Below are 20243 nucleotides of genomic sequence, written 5' to 3'. Positions count from 1 at the left end.
TTTATGGGATTAACTATCCCTTAAGATGAAGTTTCGTGGAATAAAATATTCTTAACTTTTTAACCTAATAACTAAACCCCGGAAATTCGATATTTACAATTTTCCAACTGCCATTATATAGCGCGAAATACAGCTTAAAAGGTCCGCTTACAATTTTAGATTGTTTTTGAATCACATCCCGGTAACCGGCAACGCCTTCTACGAAGCCCATACCCTTACCATCATCAAATAATTCAAAATTAACATCTATAATATCATAACGGCCGCCCACATACTCATCAGATTTACCGAATATACCTTTCAACCGCCCAATGATCACGTCTTTGCCGATAATTTTATTTCCAGGCAGAATAAAAAAATCGTTCAGCTCACTCGTAATTGCCTTCGATTGTTTAAACCATGCGTTCATAAATCTAATGGCACTATTTACGATATCGGCCTGATGGTTAAAAGTAGGTGTTTCCTGCATTTTTTGATGTCTTTAATTAATTGAGGTGTACCTAAAAACTAATGTCACGTTGAGCCTGTCGAAACGTGTTTATTTACCTTCGACAGGCTCAGGATGACAGTTTGAGATCATGATACAGTCTCAAAAACCTGGCGAAGTTAACTATTCTTTAGTCTTTCTCTAATTTCGGCAAGAGAATAATCGATTAACAGCTTGCCATCTCTGAAAACTTCTTTTAATTCACCTTGTGCTTCTTCTTCCCAGGTACATTGATCTTTGAGTTCATATTCTCCTTCTGCATTTTTAAAAATCTGCAGTAAACCTTTTGCCGATTTTTTGGTGCCATCATCGGTAATGGGATCTTTAAATATTTCACGACCTACGCCATCCACTTCGCCGTAAGTCGCTTTCATCGCGAAACCGAAGGTATCACGCGTATTGTATTGGTAGGTGAAAGATCCGATACCGAACACGACATTGGTAGAAGCGAAACCTTTTGCTTTTAAACGCTCACAGATCTGTGTAGCCCTTTCGGTAGTGATGCTATCACCATAAATGGCACCAATCTGTGGAACCAGTTCTTTAAAACCCTTATCGTTGGTTTTTCCACCAAAAACATCCCAAAGCAGCTCAATTACACCCTTTTTCTCATTTTCGTTTTTGCCATTGGGGTTTCCGCAAATGATATCAACAGGATCTCCAGAATCAGGCCTGATAACTACCTTACCAGCACGGGCAACAATATCATCTTTCAAAACAGGCAGATATTCTGTTAATACTTTCCATAAATCCCAGGTATCAGAAACGATAGAAACTATCCCTTTTGGATAAACCTCGAGAATGAGACGTTTAAAAGTTTCGAGTTCTCCGGTATTCGTCCCCATACACATTACCGAATGTTCTGTAGCCGCTACAGAGCCGCCAATTAATTCCTGATCTGAATCTGCTTTATAATATTCTTCCAAAAAATCGATCGCCGGAATGGTATCTGTACCGGCAAAACTCAGTAAGTGACCAGCTGCTGAAGTTACTGCTGCTTCTATCCCACCCATGCCGCGCATAGAAAAATCGTGACCTTGCCAATCTACAAATTCTGGAACAGATGAAGTTTCTGCTGCATATTGATCTAAAATGATACGGTACTGTTTGGCAATGGTGGCCGAATTACATGGCAACCAAACAACAGCCGACAGTAAAGTTTCAAAATAATTGGTTAACCAGAAAAATTCAGGTTTGGTATTGTACATGGTAAACATCGGCACGCGCAATGGTACTTCAGCACCTTCCGGAAGCGATTTAAAAACCATCGGAATATAACCCAGATCGTGTAAATCAGCAATGTGCTGCGTACCCACCAGGTTTTCGCCGAGGTAATTATTAATTCTACGCGCATATTTCTTCAAAATTTCATCTTTAGGCTGTTTGAAGAAATTTTGGTTAAAATCTTCCATAATGTATTTTTTAATAAAATACTGCAAACCAAAAAGCACTATATGGTTTACGTTTTTTAGCCTGCTTTTTCTTGGTGTCCAGTTAGAATAAACCAATGTGGTATTTTCAGGGTACTGTCTACGGTGGTCAACTTTATAACCGTCTGTTAATAATAATGGATTCATGGTTTTGATGTATTTAAATATTATTTATTTCTTCCTTTTTCGTTTGGATACAGGCTTTGTAAGGTATCACTTTGCCAGAATTGTTTAGTTTCAATATCCAAACAGCTTAATTTTCCGGTAAATGCAGCACCGGTGTCAATATTCCAAACATTACAGCCCTGCATGGGCAAGTCTGTGTTATAATAGAGCGTTGGCGTATGGCCGATGTAGATTTCGTGATAGAGCAATAAACGTTTCGGATAAATTGCCGCATCTTTTTTAATCCGGTTATCCATGGTCAAGGCCATTTCCCAAAGCGTGCGGTCCCAAGAATAATTTGATGAATAAGGTTCCCTCTCTGGTCCGTGCATGGATGAAAAACCGGCATGGATAAAAAGATTGTTCTGCCCGTCCACATCATAATCTCTCATTCGTTTAAAGAAATTTAAGTGTTCTTCCTTTGCCTCATCAGCTAAATTTTGATAGCTCTCCATGGTTGATTTACCTCCATGTACAAACCAAACGTCATTTACAATGCCTTTTTCGAGCCAATCTATACACCAGGCATCATGATTGCCTTTGATAAAGATGCATTGATGACTTTCATCCAGGCGCATAAGGTAATCAATTACCTGTGCCGATTCACTCCAACCATCTACATAATCACCAAGAAAGATGAGCTTATCTTCCGTTGAAACCTCTGCACGCTCGAATAACTGGATCAGGCCTTTTAATCCGCCATGAATATCGCCTATTACTAATGTTCTGCCCATTTTAAAACGTTATATATTCAGCAGGCACAACAGCTGTAAGCCATACATTGTTGGCCGATAAATAAAATTTAAATCCAGCCTGGTGCATCGTTGCGCTGTTAATGATGAGGATAATCGGTTTTCCCCTTCTCCCACCTACTTTATTCGCCGTTTCCCTGTCGGCACTTAAATGCACATGCTGTCTGCCCATCTTTTGCAATCCCTGCGTTTTAATGTCTGGCAGAAATTTTTCAACTGTACCATGATACAGGTATGCTGGCGGTTCCGCCTCATCAAGGTTTAGTTCTATTGAAATGGAATGTCCTTGATTCGCCCTTATTTTCGTTTTATCTGCGTTAAATGCAAACCTTTTTTTGTCATTATTTTCAACCACGTATTCAAGCAGCTCAAAATCTAATTCTAGATCATAAAGGTCGAATTTAGCAATCAGCTCATTCACATCTGCCCAGCCATTTGCATCAAGTTCTAGCTTTATCGTTTCCGGCGAATGCCTTAAAATATAGCTGAGCAATTTACTTATGCCTTTTGTTACTTTAGTGTCCATAACTATTAAGTTATTACCTCCCCAATCTTTGTAGGTATAAATCGTAATTCTCCTCGTCAAAACAAACGAAGATTACTTTTTCTATTCTTTCTTTCTGAGCAAAATTATTTACCGTATTAATGGCAATATCTGCTGCTTTATCTTTAGGAAAATGATAAATACCGGTGCTGATGTTCGGGAAAGCAATGATTTTAACATCATTTTCTATTGCTAGGATTAGGCTATTTCGGTAACAATCTGCAAGCAATGCACTATTTTGCTCACTTTCACCGGTCCAAACCGGCCCAACAGTGTGGATCACATATTTTGCCGGTAAATTGCCTGCCGTAGTGATCACTGCATTTCCGGTTTTGCATTGCCCTTGTTTATTCCTGATGGCTACACATGCCGCTAGAATTGCTTTACCACCTTTCCGGTGTATAGCACCATCAACCCCACCACCACCTAATAACGAACTATTCGCAGCATTAACAATAGCATCTGCTTTAATTGTTGTGATATCGCCTTTAATTAATTCTATGGTCATTTTTTAAATTTTTATTTATAAACTGTTTCAATGCTAACAAAATGCGGTCCTTAAGCTTATTGATCAGCATCTTTTCTGTAACAGACCCCGAAGTAAATCCGATAACTATCGGATCAGGGTGATGGCTGCAAGAAAGATTAATAAATCTATCTCTCTGACAGCTCATCCCTGACTTCCATTAATGCAAATCCTAAAAGATTTAAGCCCTTCCAATACTTTGGTGTTTTTGCATCAAAATGGTCTTCTGCCAAACCGATTCCCCAAATTCCATCAGCAGGACTGGCCTCTACCAGTATTTTACTCTTGGTTTGCAAAAGGAATGCTTTCAACGCTTTATTCTGAGAGAATTTAAGCAGGTTTCCCTGTTTTACCATGTCAAATTTATGAGCATCCCATTTTTTTACATCAAAACTTTTGATCTGCCTGCCCAAATCTTTTACATCTTTCGGCGATTCTGTTGTTAATATTTTTTCAAAAACCTCCTGATCATTAAACAACAGTGCTTTTTTTGCCATCATATAATGTTCTGCCGTTTGGTAGGTAATGTCATCTTCTACGAAAGTAGATGGCCACCACTGACTTAAACAAGCCTTAGTCAGAATTTCCTTTTTCGGAGAATGATGTCCCCAAAAGAATAAAAATTCATCATTTTCATTTAAATCGGCAATATTATACCGCTGCTTTTTAATCAGTACAGCATTCATTTTTTCACAAAGTTTTTCAATTTCAACTTTCTTTACAATAGAGTTGACCCAATTTTCAGGAATAGATTCCAAACCATAGATTAAGCCGGCTAACCCACCGGTAATTGCACCTGTTGTATCTGTATCATCACCCAAATTAACCGCTTTTAGAACAGCATCTTTATAAGATCCAGTTGTTAGGATAGACCATAAGCTCGCTTCTAAGCTATGCAAAACATAACCAGAAGAGTAAATATCATTTTCACTAACAGCTGAAATATCATCTATCAAAATCCTCTCAAACAAATCAATTTCCTTTTGTTCAAAATCATGATCTGCAATAAAATCTTTAAGTGTAAGCTGCATATTAGCGTAAGCTTCTCTTTTATCAATTCCTTTTAATAATTCTAAACCATAAACAATATAGATAAAGCAGGAAAAAACTGAACGGAAATGTGCATGGGTTATAGATGAAACCTCTTTTACGGATTTAAAAACAATCTTCAGATCTTTTTCATCCTTCAGATAAAACAATAAGGGCAAAATCCTCATTAAAGACCCGTTTCCATTATCCATTTCTGATGCCCCACCACATAAAACGGGATCTGTCCCATGCTTTATCATCTTAATTGCCTCAGTCGTCGCAATTCCTATATCAAAAACTTCTCTATGAGGCGTCCAAATTTCAGCATTAAACCATTGAAGAAATTTTTGTGAGATATCTTTCAAATCATAACCATCGCAAAGGCTATCGGCCAAACAAAGCGTTAGCGAACTATCATCGCTCCAGGTGCCTGCGGGCTGATGATGCGTACCATAGCCCATCATATCCACAACTGGATTCAGTTTTAAATATGCCCTACTTTTAAATTCGACCGGCACACCTAACGCATCGCCAACTACCAGTCCGAACATTGCGTTATGAATAATCATGTCTTTCATCTTTTTTTGCTTTTATTTACTTTCTACCAAATCTTTAAGCTTTGCGATTACGGCAGCACTAAGTTCATCGAATGTGCGGTACTGATGTATTTCTTTTCTTTTGCAAACGATATCGATATTGCCCTTTCTCCAAAACCCCTCCTCACAGCAGACCATTAGCTTTCCTGAATCGGCAAATAACCCCAGCTCCATCATCGAAATGGGTGATTTGGAATTGGCTTCCAGAAATAACAAAATCACATCAGCACTTTCCATCGCGTCCAGTTCCCAGTTTACCTGCTCGCTGAACCATATATTTTCGATCGACTGCGTCCAGTTATGATCCCAGGATTTTCTTCGTGGATTGAAAACAACTACATCATCTAAGGTTTCTTCCTTATTTGCCTGATTGATGAATGTTTGTTGCCAATCAACCGAATGCCCCATATCGATGGTTCCGGCAAGGAATACTGATACATCAGATGGTAAAATAATCTCTGGCGGAAGTATCGTTCTCATCGTGTTCTATAAAATATCCATTAATTTAATCTGCGTTACACCGGCATGATCAACGTCTTTGATCGAATCTGTTGTAAATATCTGCTCAAAATACTGATCAAACACTTCAAAGCCTTTGCTGAATATGCCATGACTAATCGCCAGATATAATTTTCCTGCATTTTTAGCCTTTAACGCTTCGGCCAAACCGATAAATGTTCCACCACCATCACAGATATCATCTACAATTAAACAGTCGGCACCAGCCAGATCTTCGCTATACACCTTAAATCCGGATAGTTTTCCCGTTTTTACATCACGGCTTTTTGAGCATTCTACCACTTCGGCTCCACCTAAAAATTCAGAAACTTTATAAATTTTCTTTAAAGCCCCTCCATCCGGAGAAATCAGCTTTACCTCATTTCCAATTTTTGCGATAACCTGTTTTATAAATTCGTGATTAGAAATGGTAAAACAGTTATTCAGTAATGCGGGTGTTACTTCACTATGTGGATCGAAAATGGTCACACTTGCCAAAGACAAGGCATTAATCATATCTGCATATACTTTTACTGATAGTGGCTCGCCAGGAACCATCACCCGATCTTGCCTGGCTGCAGGGAAATATGGAATAAAAAGATTAATTTCCTTTGCGTCCATTCTTTTCAAAGCATCAACGGTAATGCAGATCAGTCCTAAATCATTAAAGGAATTTATTCGATGTGTAATGGTAACCGGTTTGGTAACGTTAAAATTATTTGAAATTTTTATATGCGGTTCGCCACCTGCAAATAAGAAAGATTTGTGCTCGATTAAGTTATTCTCGCCTAGCGGAGTGAAACTTGGATTAAGATTTAACATATATTTGCGTATTATTTACACAAATATAAAAATCATTTTTGAAATGCAAAGAATAATTTGTGTTTATTTTACGCAAACCTAATATCAAACTGGAAGTTTTCCTTTAAAAGTTGGTGATATTTTGGTTTATCAAACACGAAAAGCTTTCCTGGACGGCCACTAGAACCTATTTTAACCACTTTATCCGTTTCTTTAACAATTCCAAAACTTAATATTTTTTTCCTAAAATTCCTTCTGTCAATATCCCGTTCTAAAATAGAACAGTATAAATTCTCAAGATCTGAAAAGAGAAATTCATGGTCCAAGAGATCGAAACCAATGGGCTGATAGGTAAGTTTACTTTTTAAACGTTGATGAGCCAATTTAACCATTTCATTATGGTCGTAACCCAATGTCGGCACCTGTGCTACCGGGAACCATTTTGCATCTTTGGCATCAGTATCTGCTTTCAATACAAAATTCTTAGGATTTACCAGGGCAAAATATGCTACCGAGATGACCCTAAACCGATCATCGCGCTTAATGTCATCTCCAAAAGTTGCTAATTGTTCCAGATAACTGACTGTAATCCCTGCCTCTTCCTTAAGCTCGCGCTCTACAGCAGTTATTAACGGTTCATCATCCAAAATAAATCCGCCGGGCAACACCCACCGGTCGGCCAGTTTACCAAAGCGCTGTTGAACGGCCAATACGTAGAGTGTTCCTTTTTCATAGCCAAATACAATGGCATCAACAGCAATTTTAATATTTTGATCGATCATTCTTTAATTTGTGTAAAAACAACACAAAATTAATGCTTTTAAGCTAAAAGATTAAATATTACAGCTTAATTTCTTATCTAAACTTCTTCATTGCAGCCCAAAGTTTTTCATCCATTCCATAGATATCAGGCCGGTATTCGATTTTATCATTTTGAGACCAGGCCGTTATATAGGTAATAATTAATGGAACAGGTTTCTTGGGTCCGAACCAGGCTGGTTTTAATTGAAAGGCCTTGGTTGTATCTGCCTTTTGCGCCATGCGTTTTTTATACCATTTTATATGTGTACTATCTATTGGCGGCAAATCTACCTCTGCCCTAAGCTTATCATAGGTGTAAGAATCTTTCACCAAAAGTTTAGCGAAGTCAAGTGGTTTTTCAATGCGTACACAACCATGGCTGATAGCCCTATTGGTTAAATTAAATCCGTTCTTGTTATTGGTATCGTGCAGGTAAATACTCGAGCTATTATCGAAGATAAATTTAAACTTTCCTAAGGCATTTCCACCACCCGATCCCTGCTTAAATTTAAAAGGTAATTTATCACGGGAATACCTGTTCCAATTGATGGTATCCGGCTCACCAATCAGCTTATCTTTATAGTACACTTTAATGTTACTGTTCGACAAATAAAAGGGATCTTTTCTGGCCATCCAATAGATCTCACTTTGGGCAATACTTACCGGAATATTCCACACCGGATTGGCCTGAATGGAATTGATTTTACTGAACAATAATGGCGTCTCATGGTTCTTCGGTTTATCATCTAAATTACCCGATTTTGCGAACGCTTTAAGTTTTGCTTCGTAACCATTTTCACGCTTACCACCTACACAAACTTTCATCGCAATTACGGTATCTTTTTTATCAAACCAGGTTAATCTAAAATCCGGAATATTTACCTGCACATAATTGTCTCCAGTCTCCGGCATTTGCCAACGGAAACGTTCCATGTTTAATGATAAAATCCGCTTTTCACTTTCAGAACCTGCATGTAAGTAGGCCGCTTGCAAAGCCTTGTATTGAGCAGACTTTGGCTGAACGGATCTTAAGGTATCTGAAAGGCTTTTACCATTTAAAAGATTAATCATTCCTACACTATCCGGTCGCTTAACTTTAATATAATAACGCGAAAAAATTGACCTGGGATTTATTACTCCATGTTTGAGGTAATTATTATAATTTAGGTAAGCATTTGCAGATAACAGCTCCAATTTGGCTATTATAGGATAACTTTCCGCTACTTTCTTAAACTTATTGGCTGTTAATACTGCCAGCAAACCTTTAATTTCATCTCCTTTAAAGATTTTTGGATTAAAACCATGCACCTCGCTTTGATCTAAATAACTCACTAACGTATCTAACTGGCCATTGATGTAGAATTGGGTAACCAATTTAGGTTGGGCATTATTATTCGCATAAAACGCTTTTATGGTTTTAGGATTTACGAATTTACCCGAAAGACTGTCCATTGTTTTCACAAAAACACTATCGTAAGCTACAGTATCAAAGTCTTTATAGATTTTATTCTTAAAATGTTCAGATAGTACTTTGCCAATCTCGGGTGGGCTTTTAAACCACCCACAAGCAGATATAAATAAAATAAAGGGTAGAATAAGAAACTGAAACTTTTTCAAAAGCGTAAAATTTTAATATAAAATAATAGTTAATGATAATAAAAACAGCATAATGGCAAATTAAGTGCCATTATTTTTTGTTTTCCCAAATCAAACACTATATTTGCCAGCGCTTATCAGCTAAAGTATTGATATTGGCAGAAATAATTTATGAATTTAACTTTGAACCATCACTTACATTTACACCATCGCCGATAGGCGATATGATATGTTTGTTTTGTACTTCAAAACTTTTTTCCGTAAAATAATTTCTTGTTCACTCTATATTCAATACTTTGAAAACACTTAAAATCGCTATCCAGAAGTCGGGTAGGTTAAACGAAAAATCTGTAGAAATACTAAAAAACTGTGGTTTATCTTTCGAAAACTACAAAAGTTCCCTGATCTCCACCGTTACCAATTTTCCTTTAGAAATCCTTTTTCTGCGGGACGATGATATCCCCGAATATGTACAGGATGGCATTGCCGACCTGGGTATAGTTGGTGAAAATGTGATTGTAGAAACCAAAGCCGAAGTAGATTATCTACAAAAATTGGGTTTCGGAAAATGCACCTTAAAAATTGCTGTTCAGGCCACCAGTAACATCCAAAAATTGGAAGAGTTAAATGGTAAAGCAATTGCAACTTCTTATCCGGTAATCCTCGAAAAATTTTTACGGGAAAAAGGCATAAAGTCGGACATCAGAACCATTTCAGGATCGGTAGAAATTGGACCGGGTTTAGGATTAAGTGATGCTATTTTTGATATCGTTTCAACAGGCGGAACATTAAAAAGTAATGGGCTAAAACCATTTGCCGATGTGATGCAATCTGAAGCCGTTTTAATCGGAAACAAATCTATAGCCGACAATCCGGAGGTAGCAGAATTATTGCAACGCATCCGCTCTGTACTTAGCGCAAAATCAAACAAATACGTGGTACTAAATGTATCGAAAGATAACCTCCAAAAAGTAGTTAATTTATTGCCTGGCGTTAAAAGCCCTACGGTAGTTCCACTCTTCGAACCGAACTGGGTAGCCGTTCATTCTGTAATTGCTGAAGAAGATTTCTGGGACAAAATAAACAGTTTGAAAGCAGCCGGAGCCGAGGGTATTTTGGTGATGCCAATTGAGAAAATAATCAAATAAATTCGTAAAATCACATATTAACTATTAGTTAATTTTAAAACATAAGACATTGAAAATCTACAATTATACAGATTTATCTAAATCAAAAATTGAAGAACTTTGTTCAAGACAGATTGAAGACGATAAATTGGTTGAAAGCCGGGTTGCTGACATTATAAAATCAGTAAAAACGGATGGAGACAAAGCCCTTTTTGATTTCGCCAAAACCTTTGATAAAGTTGAACTGGAAAAACTTTTTTTAGACGGGGAAGAGTTAAAAACTATTGCAGCAACTATCCCGGCTGAAGCAAAAAAAGCGATTGATATCGCGTATGAAAACATCAAAAATTTTCACCTGTCGCAACTAAACAAAGAAGATAAAATAGAGACGATGCCAGGTGTAGTTTGCTGGCGCGAAAGCAGGGCAATTGAGAAGGTTGGACTTTATATCCCGGGAGGAACCGCAGTATTACCAAGCACCTTTCTAATGCTGGCAACACCGGCACGTATTGCAGGCTGTAAAGAGATTATAGTATGCTCGCCTCCGCAAAGTGATGCACGCCTGCCGGACGGGCAGGGTAAAACCAATTGTTACCTGGCTTACTGTGCAGTACTATTGGGCATTGAAAAAGTATTCCTGATTGGAGGTGCACAGGCTGTAGCTGCCATGGCTTTCGGAACGGAAAGCGTACCACAGGTATATAAGATCTTCGGCCCCGGCAACCGCTATGTAACTACAGCTAAGACTATGGTTCAAAATAAAGTAGCAATAGATATGCCTGCCGGGCCATCAGAAGTATTGGTTATCGCAGACGAGACTGCCAATCCGTCATTTATTGCTGCCGACCTACTTGCACAGGCAGAACATGGAACTGATAGTCAGGCTATTTTGGTTTCTACCTCTAATCATATCATAACTGAAACCTTAAAAGAAATTGATAATCAACTAGCTATTCTTCCTAGAAAAGACATTGCAGCTAAAGCCATAGCCAATTCTTATGCCGTATTAGCTAAAAACCTGGACGAGGCTATGCAGTTTTCAAATGAGTATGCACCAGAACATTTAATATTGGCTACTGAAAACTTCGAAAGCCTTATTCCATTGATAATCAATGCAGGATCGGTATTTTTAGGCAATCTCACACCAGAAAGTGTGGGCGATTATGCCTCTGGAACTAACCATACCTTACCAACCAGTGGCTTCGCAAAAGCTTATTCAGGCGTATCAACCGATGCTTTTTTGAAAAAAATCACTTTTCAGCATTTATCTCGGGAAGGTTTAAACAATATTGGCGCCACAGTTGAAATACTTGCTGCTGCCGAAGGTTTAGAAGCACATAAAAATGCAGTGAGTATTAGATTGAATTTTGAGTCAGAAGACTGAAGTCAGAAGATAAATAGGCATACAACAAAACCGAAAATAAGATTAAATCATATCAATAAATCCTGTAGAAAGTATAACGTCTAAAGCTTTAGGCTACTCGCCAATCCCTTTTACCTTTACCTTTTACCTTTTACCTCAAACAATGGACATTAACGATTTAGTAAGAGAAAATATAAAAAACCTTCGCCCCTACTCTACCGCAAGGGACGAATTTAAAGGTCAGGCATCTATTTTTTTGGATGCTAACGAGAACAGCTATGGCTCACCTTTACCTGCCAATTATAACCGCTACCCGGATCCTTTACAGCTGGACTTGAAAGATGCCATCAGTAAAATAAAAGGTGTGCCGATTGAGAATACTTTTTTAGGAAATGGCAGCGATGAAGCAATAGATCTGTTATTCCGCGCTTTCTGTAATCCTGGAAAAGACAACGTAATTGTACTGCCTCCAACCTATGGAATGTATGAAGTTTCTGCCAATATAAATGATGTAGAAATACGCAAAGTAAGCCTGCTTCCAAACTTCCAGCTGGACATGGAAAAGATCGCAGAAACGATTGACAAAAACACCAAATTAATCTTCATTTGCTCGCCAAATAATCCAACTGGGAATTCGATAAACCGGGAAGATATTGAAACCATTTTAGCCAACTTTAATGGTATCGTTGCAGTGGATGAAGCTTACATTAATTACGCCCGTCAGAAGACCTTTATCCAGGAGCTAACCGAGTACGCAAACCTCGTAGTTTTGCAAACTTTTTCGAAGGCCTGGGGACTCGCCGCTTTACGTTTAGGCATGGCTTTTTCTTCAACAAAAGTGATCGATGTTTTGAACAAAATAAAGCCTCCTTACAACATCAATCAGGCCACTCAGGATTTAGCATTTGAAGCCCTAAAAAACATCGCTCAGGTGAACGATTGGATTAAAGAATCTGTAGCAGAAAGAGACCGTTTAAGTAAGGCATTAAATGCAATAAATATCGTAAAAAAAGTATATCCTTCTGATGCGAATTTTATTCTCACAGAAGTTACTGATGCCGTAAAAATTTATGATACTTTAGTAGCGCAAGGTATCATTGTAAGAGACCGTTCTAAAGTAACTTTGTGCGAAGGTTGTTTACGCATTACCGTGGGCACAAAAGAAGAAAACGACAAGCTGTTAAATGTTCTAGAAAAATTTTAAGATGAAAAAAGTATTATTTATAGATCGGGACGGCACTTTAAATATTGAGCCTGATGATGAACAGGTAGATAGTTTTGCAAAGCTTAAATTTTATCCGCGTTCGTTATATTATTTATCGAAAATTGCAGCCGAACTGGATTACGAATTCGTAATGGTTACCAATCAGGATGGATTAGGCACGCTTTCAAATCCGGAAGAAAATTTCTGGCCAATCCATAATTTCATGTTGGATACTTTTGCAGGTGAAGGGGTAAATTTTAGCGAGATTGTGATCGACAGAACGTTTGCCAAAGACAATGCGCCAACACGTAAACCTGGCACAGCTTTATTGACGAAATATTTTAGCGAAGATTATGACCTCAAAAACTCTTTCGTCATCGGCGATCGTTTGAATGATGTGGTATTGGCCAAAAATTTAGGGGCGAAAGCAATCTTTCTTCGCCAGAATGATGCATTAGGTTCAACAGAAGCACTGGATAAGCATGAAACCTTATTGGATGTAATTATTCTGGAAACCAGGAAATGGGAAGATATCTACAACTTACTTAAAGCAGGAAGCCGGAAAATTCATCATGAGCGCAAGACCAATGAAACCGACATCACCATTAACCTTGACCTGGATGGAACAGGAAAGACAAAAATCGAAACCGGTTTAAACTTTTTTGATCATATGCTTGATCAGATCGCCAGACATGGAAGCGTAGATTTAGAGATAACTGCAAAAGGTGATTTACATATTGATGAACACCACACGATAGAAGATACCGGTATTGCACTGGGAGAAGCCTTTGCTAAAGGATTAGGCAATAAACTAGGTATTGAAAGGTATGGTTTTTGCTTACCCATGGACGATTGCTTGGCACAGGTAGCCATTGATTTTGGAGGAAGAAACTGGATAGTTTGGGATGCTGAATTTAAACGCGAAAAAGTTGGCGATATGCCAACAGAGATGTTTTATCATTTCTTTAAGTCGTTTAGTGATGCTGCAAAATGCAATTTGAACATAAAAGCTGAAGGGGATAACGAACACCATAAAATTGAAGCCATTTTTAAAGCATTTGCCAAAGCCATTAAAATGGCCATTAAACGCGACGCAGAGAAAATGGTATTGCCGAGCACCAAAGGAATGTTGTAATAAAGGTGGAAGGCTGAAAGGTTTAAGGCGGAGGGTTTTAACGCCCATCCGCTGTTAAATAAACCCGATAGAGCGGAATAGCCCGCAGCGTAGCGAGGACTATAAGCGATAGCGGGACTACAGGCCCGATGAAAAACTGACTTTCATTTTCAAACCTATAAAAAAGAAATCTGAACTATTAAACTATGGTTGGAATTATAAACTACGGAGCAGGCAATATTTTCTCTCTTACCGCAGCATTAGACCGCTTAAACGTAACCTACGGCATGGTAAATACAGAAAATGACCTCGAAAAATATAGCCATATCATCATCCCGGGTGTTGGCCATGCCGGTGCTGCCATGGAAAAACTAAAGGGAACAGGCCTTGTTGAAGCGATAAAAAAATTAACTAAACCAGTTCTTGGTATCTGTGTGGGCATGCAGCTCATTACTGAACATTCTGAAGAGGGAGACGCCGCATTATTGAATATTGTTCCCGTGAAAACCAAAAAATTCGACAAGTCACTGAATATCAAGATTCCACACATGGGCTGGAACGCTGTGAAACCAAAAAACAATTCATTATTTGAAGGTGTTGAAGATAATACACAATTTTACTTCGTGCATTCGTACTTTATTGAATATAACCCTACTTTTGATATTGCATCTGCTGATTATGGTTTAAAGTTTTCGGCAGCGGTACAAAAAGATAATTTTTACGGCGTTCAATTTCATCCCGAAAAATCGGGAAAAGCCGGTGAAATAGTATTAAAAAATTTTTCAAACTTAAGCTTATAAAATGTACATAATACCTGCTATTGATATTTTGGATGGAAAAGTTGTCCGTCTTCGTGAAGGCGATTACAACCAAAAAACGGAATATGATGTTTCCATTTCTGAAATGATTGAAAAATACCGTTCAAATGGTACAGATTTTATCCATATTATCGATTTAAATGGAGCTAAAGGTGATTTTAGCAATCAAAAAGCACTCTTCGAGATTATTAAAAAAACCGATATGAAAGTGCAGTATGGTGGTGGGATCAGAACCATTGAGCAGGTTAACAATTTGCTTGATGCCGGTATACACCGTGTAATTGTAGGCACGCAAGCCATTACCAATCCTGATTTTTTATCTCAATTAAGCGAGACTTTTGCAAAAAAAGATGACTACGCCAACCGTATAGTTATTGCTATCGACGTTTTAGATGAAGTAATCAAATATTCGGGCTGGATGGAAAGTTCGCCGATTAAACTGATGGATTACGTGGATAAATGCCTTTCATTGGGATTTTTCCGTTTCTTATGCACCGATATCAGCAAGGATGGAAAATTAGGTGGCGCAGCGATTGAATTATATCAAAAACTACTGGAACACTCACCAATGATCAAGTTAATTGCTTCTGGTGGTGTAAGTTCAATGGAAGATATTTACGAACTGGCTAAATATCCAATTAGAAGTGTAGTGGTGGGCAAAGCCATTTACGAAGACCGGATTACCATCGAAGAAATTAAAGAATGGAATTTGAAAGCCTTGTCTAGTATCTAACCCCCCAGCCCCCTAAAGGGGGGGCTTAGCGTAATTAAATATGACCTATAAAATAAATGAGGATGATTTGATCTTTTAAAAGTCAATGAACCTAATATGTTTTATGGTGCATCGAATATAATTTTTGAAAATGCTAAGCGCCTAAGAAACAATGTCACAGAGGCAGAAAATTTGCTATGGCAAGTTATCAGTAATAAGCAATTAGGATTAAAATTTAGAAGGCAACACCCAATTTCATGTTTTATCGCTGACTTTTACTGTCATGAAGCAAATTAATTATCGAATTAGATGGGAGCATTCATGATCTACCAGAGGTTATTAATAATGATATTGAAAGACAAAAAGTTCTCGAAGGATTTGGATTAAGATAATGAGATTCAAAAACACTGAACTTTACAATAATTTAGACTCAGTTTTGGAAAAGATAAAAGAAGCCATACAGGCTAAGCAGTTTGCATCTCCCCCTTTAGGGGGCAGAGGGCTTTCAAAAAGAATAATTCCTTGTTTAGACGTTAAAGACGGCCGTACGGTAAAAGGTGTAAATTTTGTTGATTTACGCGATGCGGGCGATCCTGTGGAGTTGGCTGCACAATATGCACAGCAAGGCGCGGACGAATTGGTATTTCTGGATATTACGGCCACGCACGAGCGTCGGAAGACTATGATTGTAATGGTGAAATCGGTTGCGCGGCAGTTAAACATTCCATTTACCATTGGTGGTGGAATAACAGAAATTGCCGATGCTGAGGCACTTCTAAATGCTGGTGCCGATAAAATCAGCATTAACTCTGCAGCCGTGCGCAATCCTAAACTGATTGAAGAACTGGCCAAAGCTTTTGGTGTACAGTTTGTGGTTTTAGCTGTTGACACCAAAAATGTAGACGGCAAAAATATGGTCCATTTAAATGGTGGAAGGTTAATTACTGAACTGGAAACAGAAAATTGGATCAAGCAGGCAGAAGATTTAGGTGCTGGTGAGATTTTGTTAACCTCTATGGACCACGATGGTACTAAAGCTGGCTTTGACTGCAGATTATTGGAAAAAGTAAACCAAATGATCAATATCCCGATTATTGCATCTGGTGGCGCCGGCAATATGGATCATTTTACAGAAGTTTTTCATAAAGCCAATGTTGATGCCGCACTCGCAGCCTCGGTATTTCATTATGGCGAAATCCTGATTCCGGATTTAAAACAAGAATTGAAAAGGAATAATATTCCGGTAAGAATATAACCCCTAAATCCCTAAAGGGGACTTAAAATAAAATACTTAAATGATTAAAAAAAATATAGATGTTAGCCAAATTGACTTTGGCAAAACTCCCCCTTCAGGGGGCTGGGGGGTCCCGGTAGTTATTCAAGATTACAAAACTTTAGAGGTTTTAATGCTGGGTTATATGAATGCTGAAGCACTGGAGAAAACACAGGCAGAAGGTAAAGTAACTTTCTTTTCGCGTTCCAAAAACCGCCTTTGGACCAAAGGAGAAACCAGCAACAACTTTCTGTTTGTTAAAGAAATTTTTGTAGACTGTGACAACGATACCATTCTGATCAAAGCTGATGCTGTTGGTCCAACCTGCCATACCGGTAGTCGTAGCTGTTTTAAAACAGATTTCAACCAGAATTTCATTTTCGAACTCGAAAATATCATTAATGATCGTTATGAAAACCCGGTTGAAGGTTCGTACATTAACAAAATGCGTAACAAGGGGCTCAATAAAATTGCGCAAAAAGTTGGCGAAGAGGGTGTTGAAACCGTAATCGCTGCATTGGCAGAATCAGAAGAAGAACTTATTGGCGAAGCATCAGATCTTATCTTCCATCTTTTATTTTTATTAAAAGAAAAGGGATTATCTATTGAAGATATTGCAAAAAATTTAGAAAAAAGGCATAAATAAGGTAGAAGGCTGGAAGGATTTAAGTTCAAGTATCAACACCTTCCATCCAACCTTCCTCCCATCCAACCTCCCCTCATGCTCAAACACTTACACACCTTCCCCGGACATCAAAACCCTGTTTATGCTCTTGCCCACTCGGATCAGGAGGAATTATTTTTTAGTGCGGGTAACGACAAGGGTATTGTAGAATGGTCTTTAGCCAAAATGGCCTTTGTAAAGGTTAAAATGCCGGTACAAAGTTCTGTTTATTGTCTGCATTATTATAACCATCAATTATTTGTTGGCGAAAGAAGTGGTGCTTTTAGTGTTTACGACCTGAAAGAACAAAAGGTAATTATTAGGGTTAATGCACATACCAAACCTATTTTCGATATACAAACAGTAAAAAGTAAAAATGAGCTTTTAACCACGGGCGAAGATGGAACCGTTGCAGTTTGGTCGTTAACTGATTTTAAAGAGATTTACCGCTTTCAGGCAGCTTATGATACCGTGAGGACCATTGCCATCTCTCCGGATGAGACAGAAATTGCATTTGGCTGTAAAGACCACCTGATTAAAATTTACAACCTAAGCGATTATAGCCTGAAGCAAAACCTTGAAGGACATAAACTTCCGGTTACGGCTCTGGCCTATCACCCAACAGGTAAATATTTAATCTCGGGCAGTAGAGATGCGCAGCTAAAAATATGGGATCTTCCCAATTATGCATTGAGGGAAACTGTTCCTGCCCATATGTTTACCGTGTATAATATTGCGTTCCACCCTACCCTGCCCTATTTTGCCACCAGCAGCCAGGATAAAAGTATTAAACTCTGGGATGCAGAAAGTTTTAAACTCTATAAAATATTAAGTCTGGAGAAGGCTGGAATTGGCCACACCCATTCCATTAATAAAATTATATGGAGCCACGATGGCAAATACCTCATTTCTACAGGAGATGACCGGCAGGTAATCGTCTGGGAAATGGAGTAATTTAAGATGTATTTATGTTGGTCATTAATTGTTGTCGTCACCCTGATCCGATAGTTATCGGATTTATTTCAGGGTCTATCTCACAGAAAAGATGCTGAAACAAGTTCAGCAAGACGATTGCAGGGTAATTAAAGCAAAGCGCATCTTGTTTGAATAATATACATTTCGGAAAATTATTCCACAAAACGTTTAATAATTCTCAATTTATGTGAGTATTTACCCAGCTCTTTATTAAAAATCCCCTGGTCATCAATTGGATCAATCTTTACTTTTGCTGAGGAATGAATGATTTCATTCGGGCTCAGCATAATGCCCACGTGAGTGATCCGGCCTTCATCGTTATCAAAAAAGGCGACATCACCGGCTTTGCACTCGGAAAGGAAACCAACAAGTTCACCCTGTTCAGCCTGCTGAGCAGCATCACGGTTTAATTTAATTCCCAGCATTTTAAATACGGTTTGTACAAAACCAGAGCAATCTAAGCCAAACAAATGCCTTCCTCCCCATAAATATGGGATATTTTGAAAAAATTTTGCTGTTTCGGTAACTTTGTCTATAAAATCAACAGCAAGATTATCGTATGCTTCAAAGTTTAATTTAAACTTTTCTTCACCGGCATAACAATATCCATCTTTAAAAAAGGGAAGATTACTTGCCGGACTTAAATGATATAAACTGCCATCATTAGCGGTTAACACATTATTGAAACTTAAAGGGGCTAATAATTTACAATCGTGCATTTCTACAAATTGATCCTGACTGATTGGAGATAACTGCCTGAAATCCATCCAGCCTTCATAACCATCATAACCATTCTGAATCAGCCACCACCGGTCTTCTTTCTGAATAATTTCGACGTGATCGCCGAATAAAAGTTGCGAAACAATTTCAGCTTTATCTGATGCATCAGCTCTTAAGGGGGCTACCGCGACTCTACAAATACCGTATTGATTTTCCATTTAAATCTGCTCGTGAAACTATTGTAAAACTAATAAAATACATCCAATGCCTAACATTTTGAACACAAATTTGTTATTTTTATGCTATTCATTTTTAAATAAACCTGCCATGAATTTTAAAAAAATATTAATTGCCGTTGATAACAGTACTTGCTCGGAAAAAGCAGCAAAAGCCGGTTACGATATGGCTGAAAAATTTGATGCAGAAGTTGCGTTGGTTAACATTATCGAACCTATTCCAGCTAATGTAAACCCTGACTTAACACTGGCCCCGGTTTTCTTAGAAACTTATGATAACAGTGAAGAAAACAGCCACATTTTACTAAAAGAGATAGAGACCAAATACGGAAAAGGGATAACCACCACTTATTTGAGCGTTGTTGATACCGCAGCACATGGTATCATCCAGCAATCAGACGAATGGGGATCTGATCTAATTGTAATAGGTACTTATGGACGTACGGGTTTGTACCACTTTCTAATGGGAAGCGTTGCCGAACATGTGGCCCGAAAATCGGCTTGTCCTGTTTTGATAATCCCTAATAAGAGTGAGGTAGATTAGTTTATTGGTTCAATAGTTAGTGGTTAGCATGATGCAAAATATATCCGTGATAGAAATTATTGGTCAATGAACCGCTATTTTGCTGGTTAATCGATTAACTGTTTAAATTGGTTAATCGTTACAAAAACGCCAATATCAACACCGTTGTCTCGAAGTATTGTCATTTCGACCGAGACAGAAATGTGCTAAATAGATTTCTCCATTCCGCTGAGTTACCGTCGAAATGACGAAACTTAGGATGAGACATCGGTTTTATTTGTGTCTGAAA

The 20243-nt window shown here is 38.1% G+C and carries 21 protein-coding genes and 1 pseudogene; 11 read left to right on the top strand and 11 right to left on the bottom strand.

The features are described from left to right. Window positions 1-64: 64 nt before the first annotated feature. From BLR60_RS10670 to BLR60_RS10625, 10 genes are all read right to left on the bottom strand, one after another. Window positions 65-469: a hypothetical protein gene (locus BLR60_RS10670; RefSeq protein ID WP_090499572.1), complete on the bottom strand. Its 405-nt coding sequence runs from the start codon at window positions 467-469 to the stop codon at window positions 65-67. Between the two features lie 137 nt (window positions 470-606). Beyond that, window positions 607-2064 (bottom strand): nicotinate phosphoribosyltransferase, encoded by a 1458-nt coding sequence (locus BLR60_RS10665; RefSeq protein WP_090499570.1) that lies wholly within the window; start codon window positions 2062-2064, stop codon window positions 607-609. 20 nt (window positions 2065-2084) lie between these two features. After that, on the bottom strand, window positions 2085-2816 hold the full coding sequence (locus BLR60_RS10660) for a metallophosphoesterase family protein (RefSeq protein ID WP_090499569.1): 732 nt from the start codon (window positions 2814-2816) through the stop codon (window positions 2085-2087). A gap of 1 nt (window position 2817) precedes the next feature. Continuing rightward, a complete protein-coding gene (locus BLR60_RS10655) occupies window positions 2818-3360 on the bottom strand; it encodes an RNA 2'-phosphotransferase (protein ID WP_090499567.1) in 543 nt (180 codons plus the stop codon). 13 nt (window positions 3361-3373) lie between these two features. Continuing rightward, window positions 3374-3886 (bottom strand): O-acetyl-ADP-ribose deacetylase, encoded by a 513-nt coding sequence (locus tag BLR60_RS10650; RefSeq protein WP_090499565.1) that lies wholly within the window; start codon window positions 3884-3886, stop codon window positions 3374-3376. Between the two features lie 146 nt (window positions 3887-4032). Next, entirely contained in the window at window positions 4033-5511 is a 1479-nt protein-coding gene (locus BLR60_RS25205; protein ID WP_244155636.1) for an ADP-ribosylglycohydrolase family protein, read from the bottom strand. Window positions 5512-5523: 12 nt separating this feature from the next. Next, a complete protein-coding gene (locus BLR60_RS10640) occupies window positions 5524-6009 on the bottom strand; it encodes a nucleoside 2-deoxyribosyltransferase domain-containing protein (protein WP_090499563.1) in 486 nt (161 codons plus the stop codon). 6 nt (window positions 6010-6015) lie between these two features. Then, a complete protein-coding gene (gene prs, locus BLR60_RS10635; RefSeq protein WP_090499561.1) occupies window positions 6016-6849 on the bottom strand; it encodes a ribose-phosphate diphosphokinase in 834 nt (277 codons plus the stop codon). 68 nt (window positions 6850-6917) lie between these two features. After that, entirely contained in the window at window positions 6918-7610 is a 693-nt protein-coding gene (locus tag BLR60_RS10630) for an NUDIX hydrolase (RefSeq protein ID WP_208600621.1), read from the bottom strand. A gap of 73 nt (window positions 7611-7683) precedes the next feature. Continuing rightward, window positions 7684-9246: a L,D-transpeptidase family protein gene (locus BLR60_RS10625; protein WP_090499559.1), complete on the bottom strand. Its 1563-nt coding sequence runs from the start codon at window positions 9244-9246 to the stop codon at window positions 7684-7686. A 275-nt stretch (window positions 9247-9521) separates the two neighbouring features. On the opposite strand from BLR60_RS10625, the gene hisG reads away from it, so the two are divergent. The 10 genes and pseudogenes from hisG to BLR60_RS10580 all read left to right on the top strand — a co-directional run bounded on the left by hisG (window position 9522) and on the right by BLR60_RS10580 (window position 18454). After that, entirely contained in the window at window positions 9522-10373 is an 852-nt protein-coding gene (gene hisG, locus BLR60_RS10620) for an ATP phosphoribosyltransferase (RefSeq protein WP_090499557.1), read from the top strand. Window positions 10374-10422: 49 nt separating this feature from the next. Next, window positions 10423-11736, top strand: a complete 1314-nt coding sequence (hisD, locus tag BLR60_RS10615; protein WP_090499555.1) for a histidinol dehydrogenase — start codon at window positions 10423-10425, stop codon at window positions 11734-11736. 142 nt (window positions 11737-11878) lie between these two features. Beyond that, a complete protein-coding gene (gene hisC / locus BLR60_RS10610; RefSeq protein ID WP_090499554.1) occupies window positions 11879-12919 on the top strand; it encodes a histidinol-phosphate transaminase in 1041 nt (346 codons plus the stop codon). A gap of 1 nt (window position 12920) precedes the next feature. Beyond that, window positions 12921-14054 carry a bifunctional histidinol-phosphatase/imidazoleglycerol-phosphate dehydratase HisB gene (gene hisB, locus BLR60_RS10605; RefSeq protein ID WP_090499552.1) on the top strand — a complete coding sequence of 378 codons (1134 nt, stop codon included), beginning with the start codon at window positions 12921-12923 and terminating at the stop codon, window positions 14052-14054. Between the two features lie 185 nt (window positions 14055-14239). Further along, a complete protein-coding gene (hisH, locus tag BLR60_RS10600) occupies window positions 14240-14833 on the top strand; it encodes an imidazole glycerol phosphate synthase subunit HisH (RefSeq protein ID WP_090499550.1) in 594 nt (197 codons plus the stop codon). Window position 14834: 1 nt separating this feature from the next. Next, window positions 14835-15584, top strand: coding sequence for a 1-(5-phosphoribosyl)-5-[(5-phosphoribosylamino)methylideneamino]imidazole-4-carboxamide isomerase (gene hisA / locus BLR60_RS10595; RefSeq protein WP_090499548.1), 750 nt, complete (start codon window positions 14835-14837; stop codon window positions 15582-15584). Window positions 15585-15680: 96 nt separating this feature from the next. Continuing rightward, window positions 15681-15955 (top strand): annotated as a pseudogene (locus BLR60_RS24660) (endonuclease domain-containing protein). Continuing rightward, entirely contained in the window at window positions 15955-16818 is an 864-nt protein-coding gene (gene hisF / locus BLR60_RS10590) for an imidazole glycerol phosphate synthase subunit HisF (RefSeq protein WP_090499882.1), read from the top strand. Before BLR60_RS24660 ends, hisF begins: the two are co-directional and overlap by 1 nt. Before the next feature lie 40 nt (window positions 16819-16858). Then, entirely contained in the window at window positions 16859-17482 is a 624-nt protein-coding gene (hisIE, locus tag BLR60_RS10585) for a bifunctional phosphoribosyl-AMP cyclohydrolase/phosphoribosyl-ATP diphosphatase HisIE (RefSeq protein ID WP_090499546.1), read from the top strand. Between the two features lie 75 nt (window positions 17483-17557). Beyond that, window positions 17558-18454 carry a WD40 repeat domain-containing protein gene (locus tag BLR60_RS10580; RefSeq protein WP_090499544.1) on the top strand — a complete coding sequence of 299 codons (897 nt, stop codon included), beginning with the start codon at window positions 17558-17560 and terminating at the stop codon, window positions 18452-18454. Between the two features lie 173 nt (window positions 18455-18627). Here BLR60_RS10580 and BLR60_RS10575 read toward each other — a convergent pair whose 3' ends face one another. Beyond that, on the bottom strand, window positions 18628-19413 hold the full coding sequence (locus BLR60_RS10575; protein ID WP_090499541.1) for a C40 family peptidase: 786 nt from the start codon (window positions 19411-19413) through the stop codon (window positions 18628-18630). A gap of 109 nt (window positions 19414-19522) precedes the next feature. On the opposite strand from BLR60_RS10575, the gene BLR60_RS10570 reads away from it, so the two are divergent. Beyond that, window positions 19523-19975, top strand: coding sequence for a universal stress protein (locus BLR60_RS10570; RefSeq protein ID WP_090499881.1), 453 nt, complete (start codon window positions 19523-19525; stop codon window positions 19973-19975). Window positions 19976-20243: the final 268 nt, after the last annotated feature.

The sequence above is a fragment of the Pedobacter terrae genome, from assembly GCF_900100705.1.
Lineage (GTDB): Bacteria > Bacteroidota > Bacteroidia > Sphingobacteriales > Sphingobacteriaceae > Pedobacter > Pedobacter terrae.
Note: the sequence above shows the minus strand (reverse complement) of the source record. Positions and strands in the feature narration are given on the sequence as shown.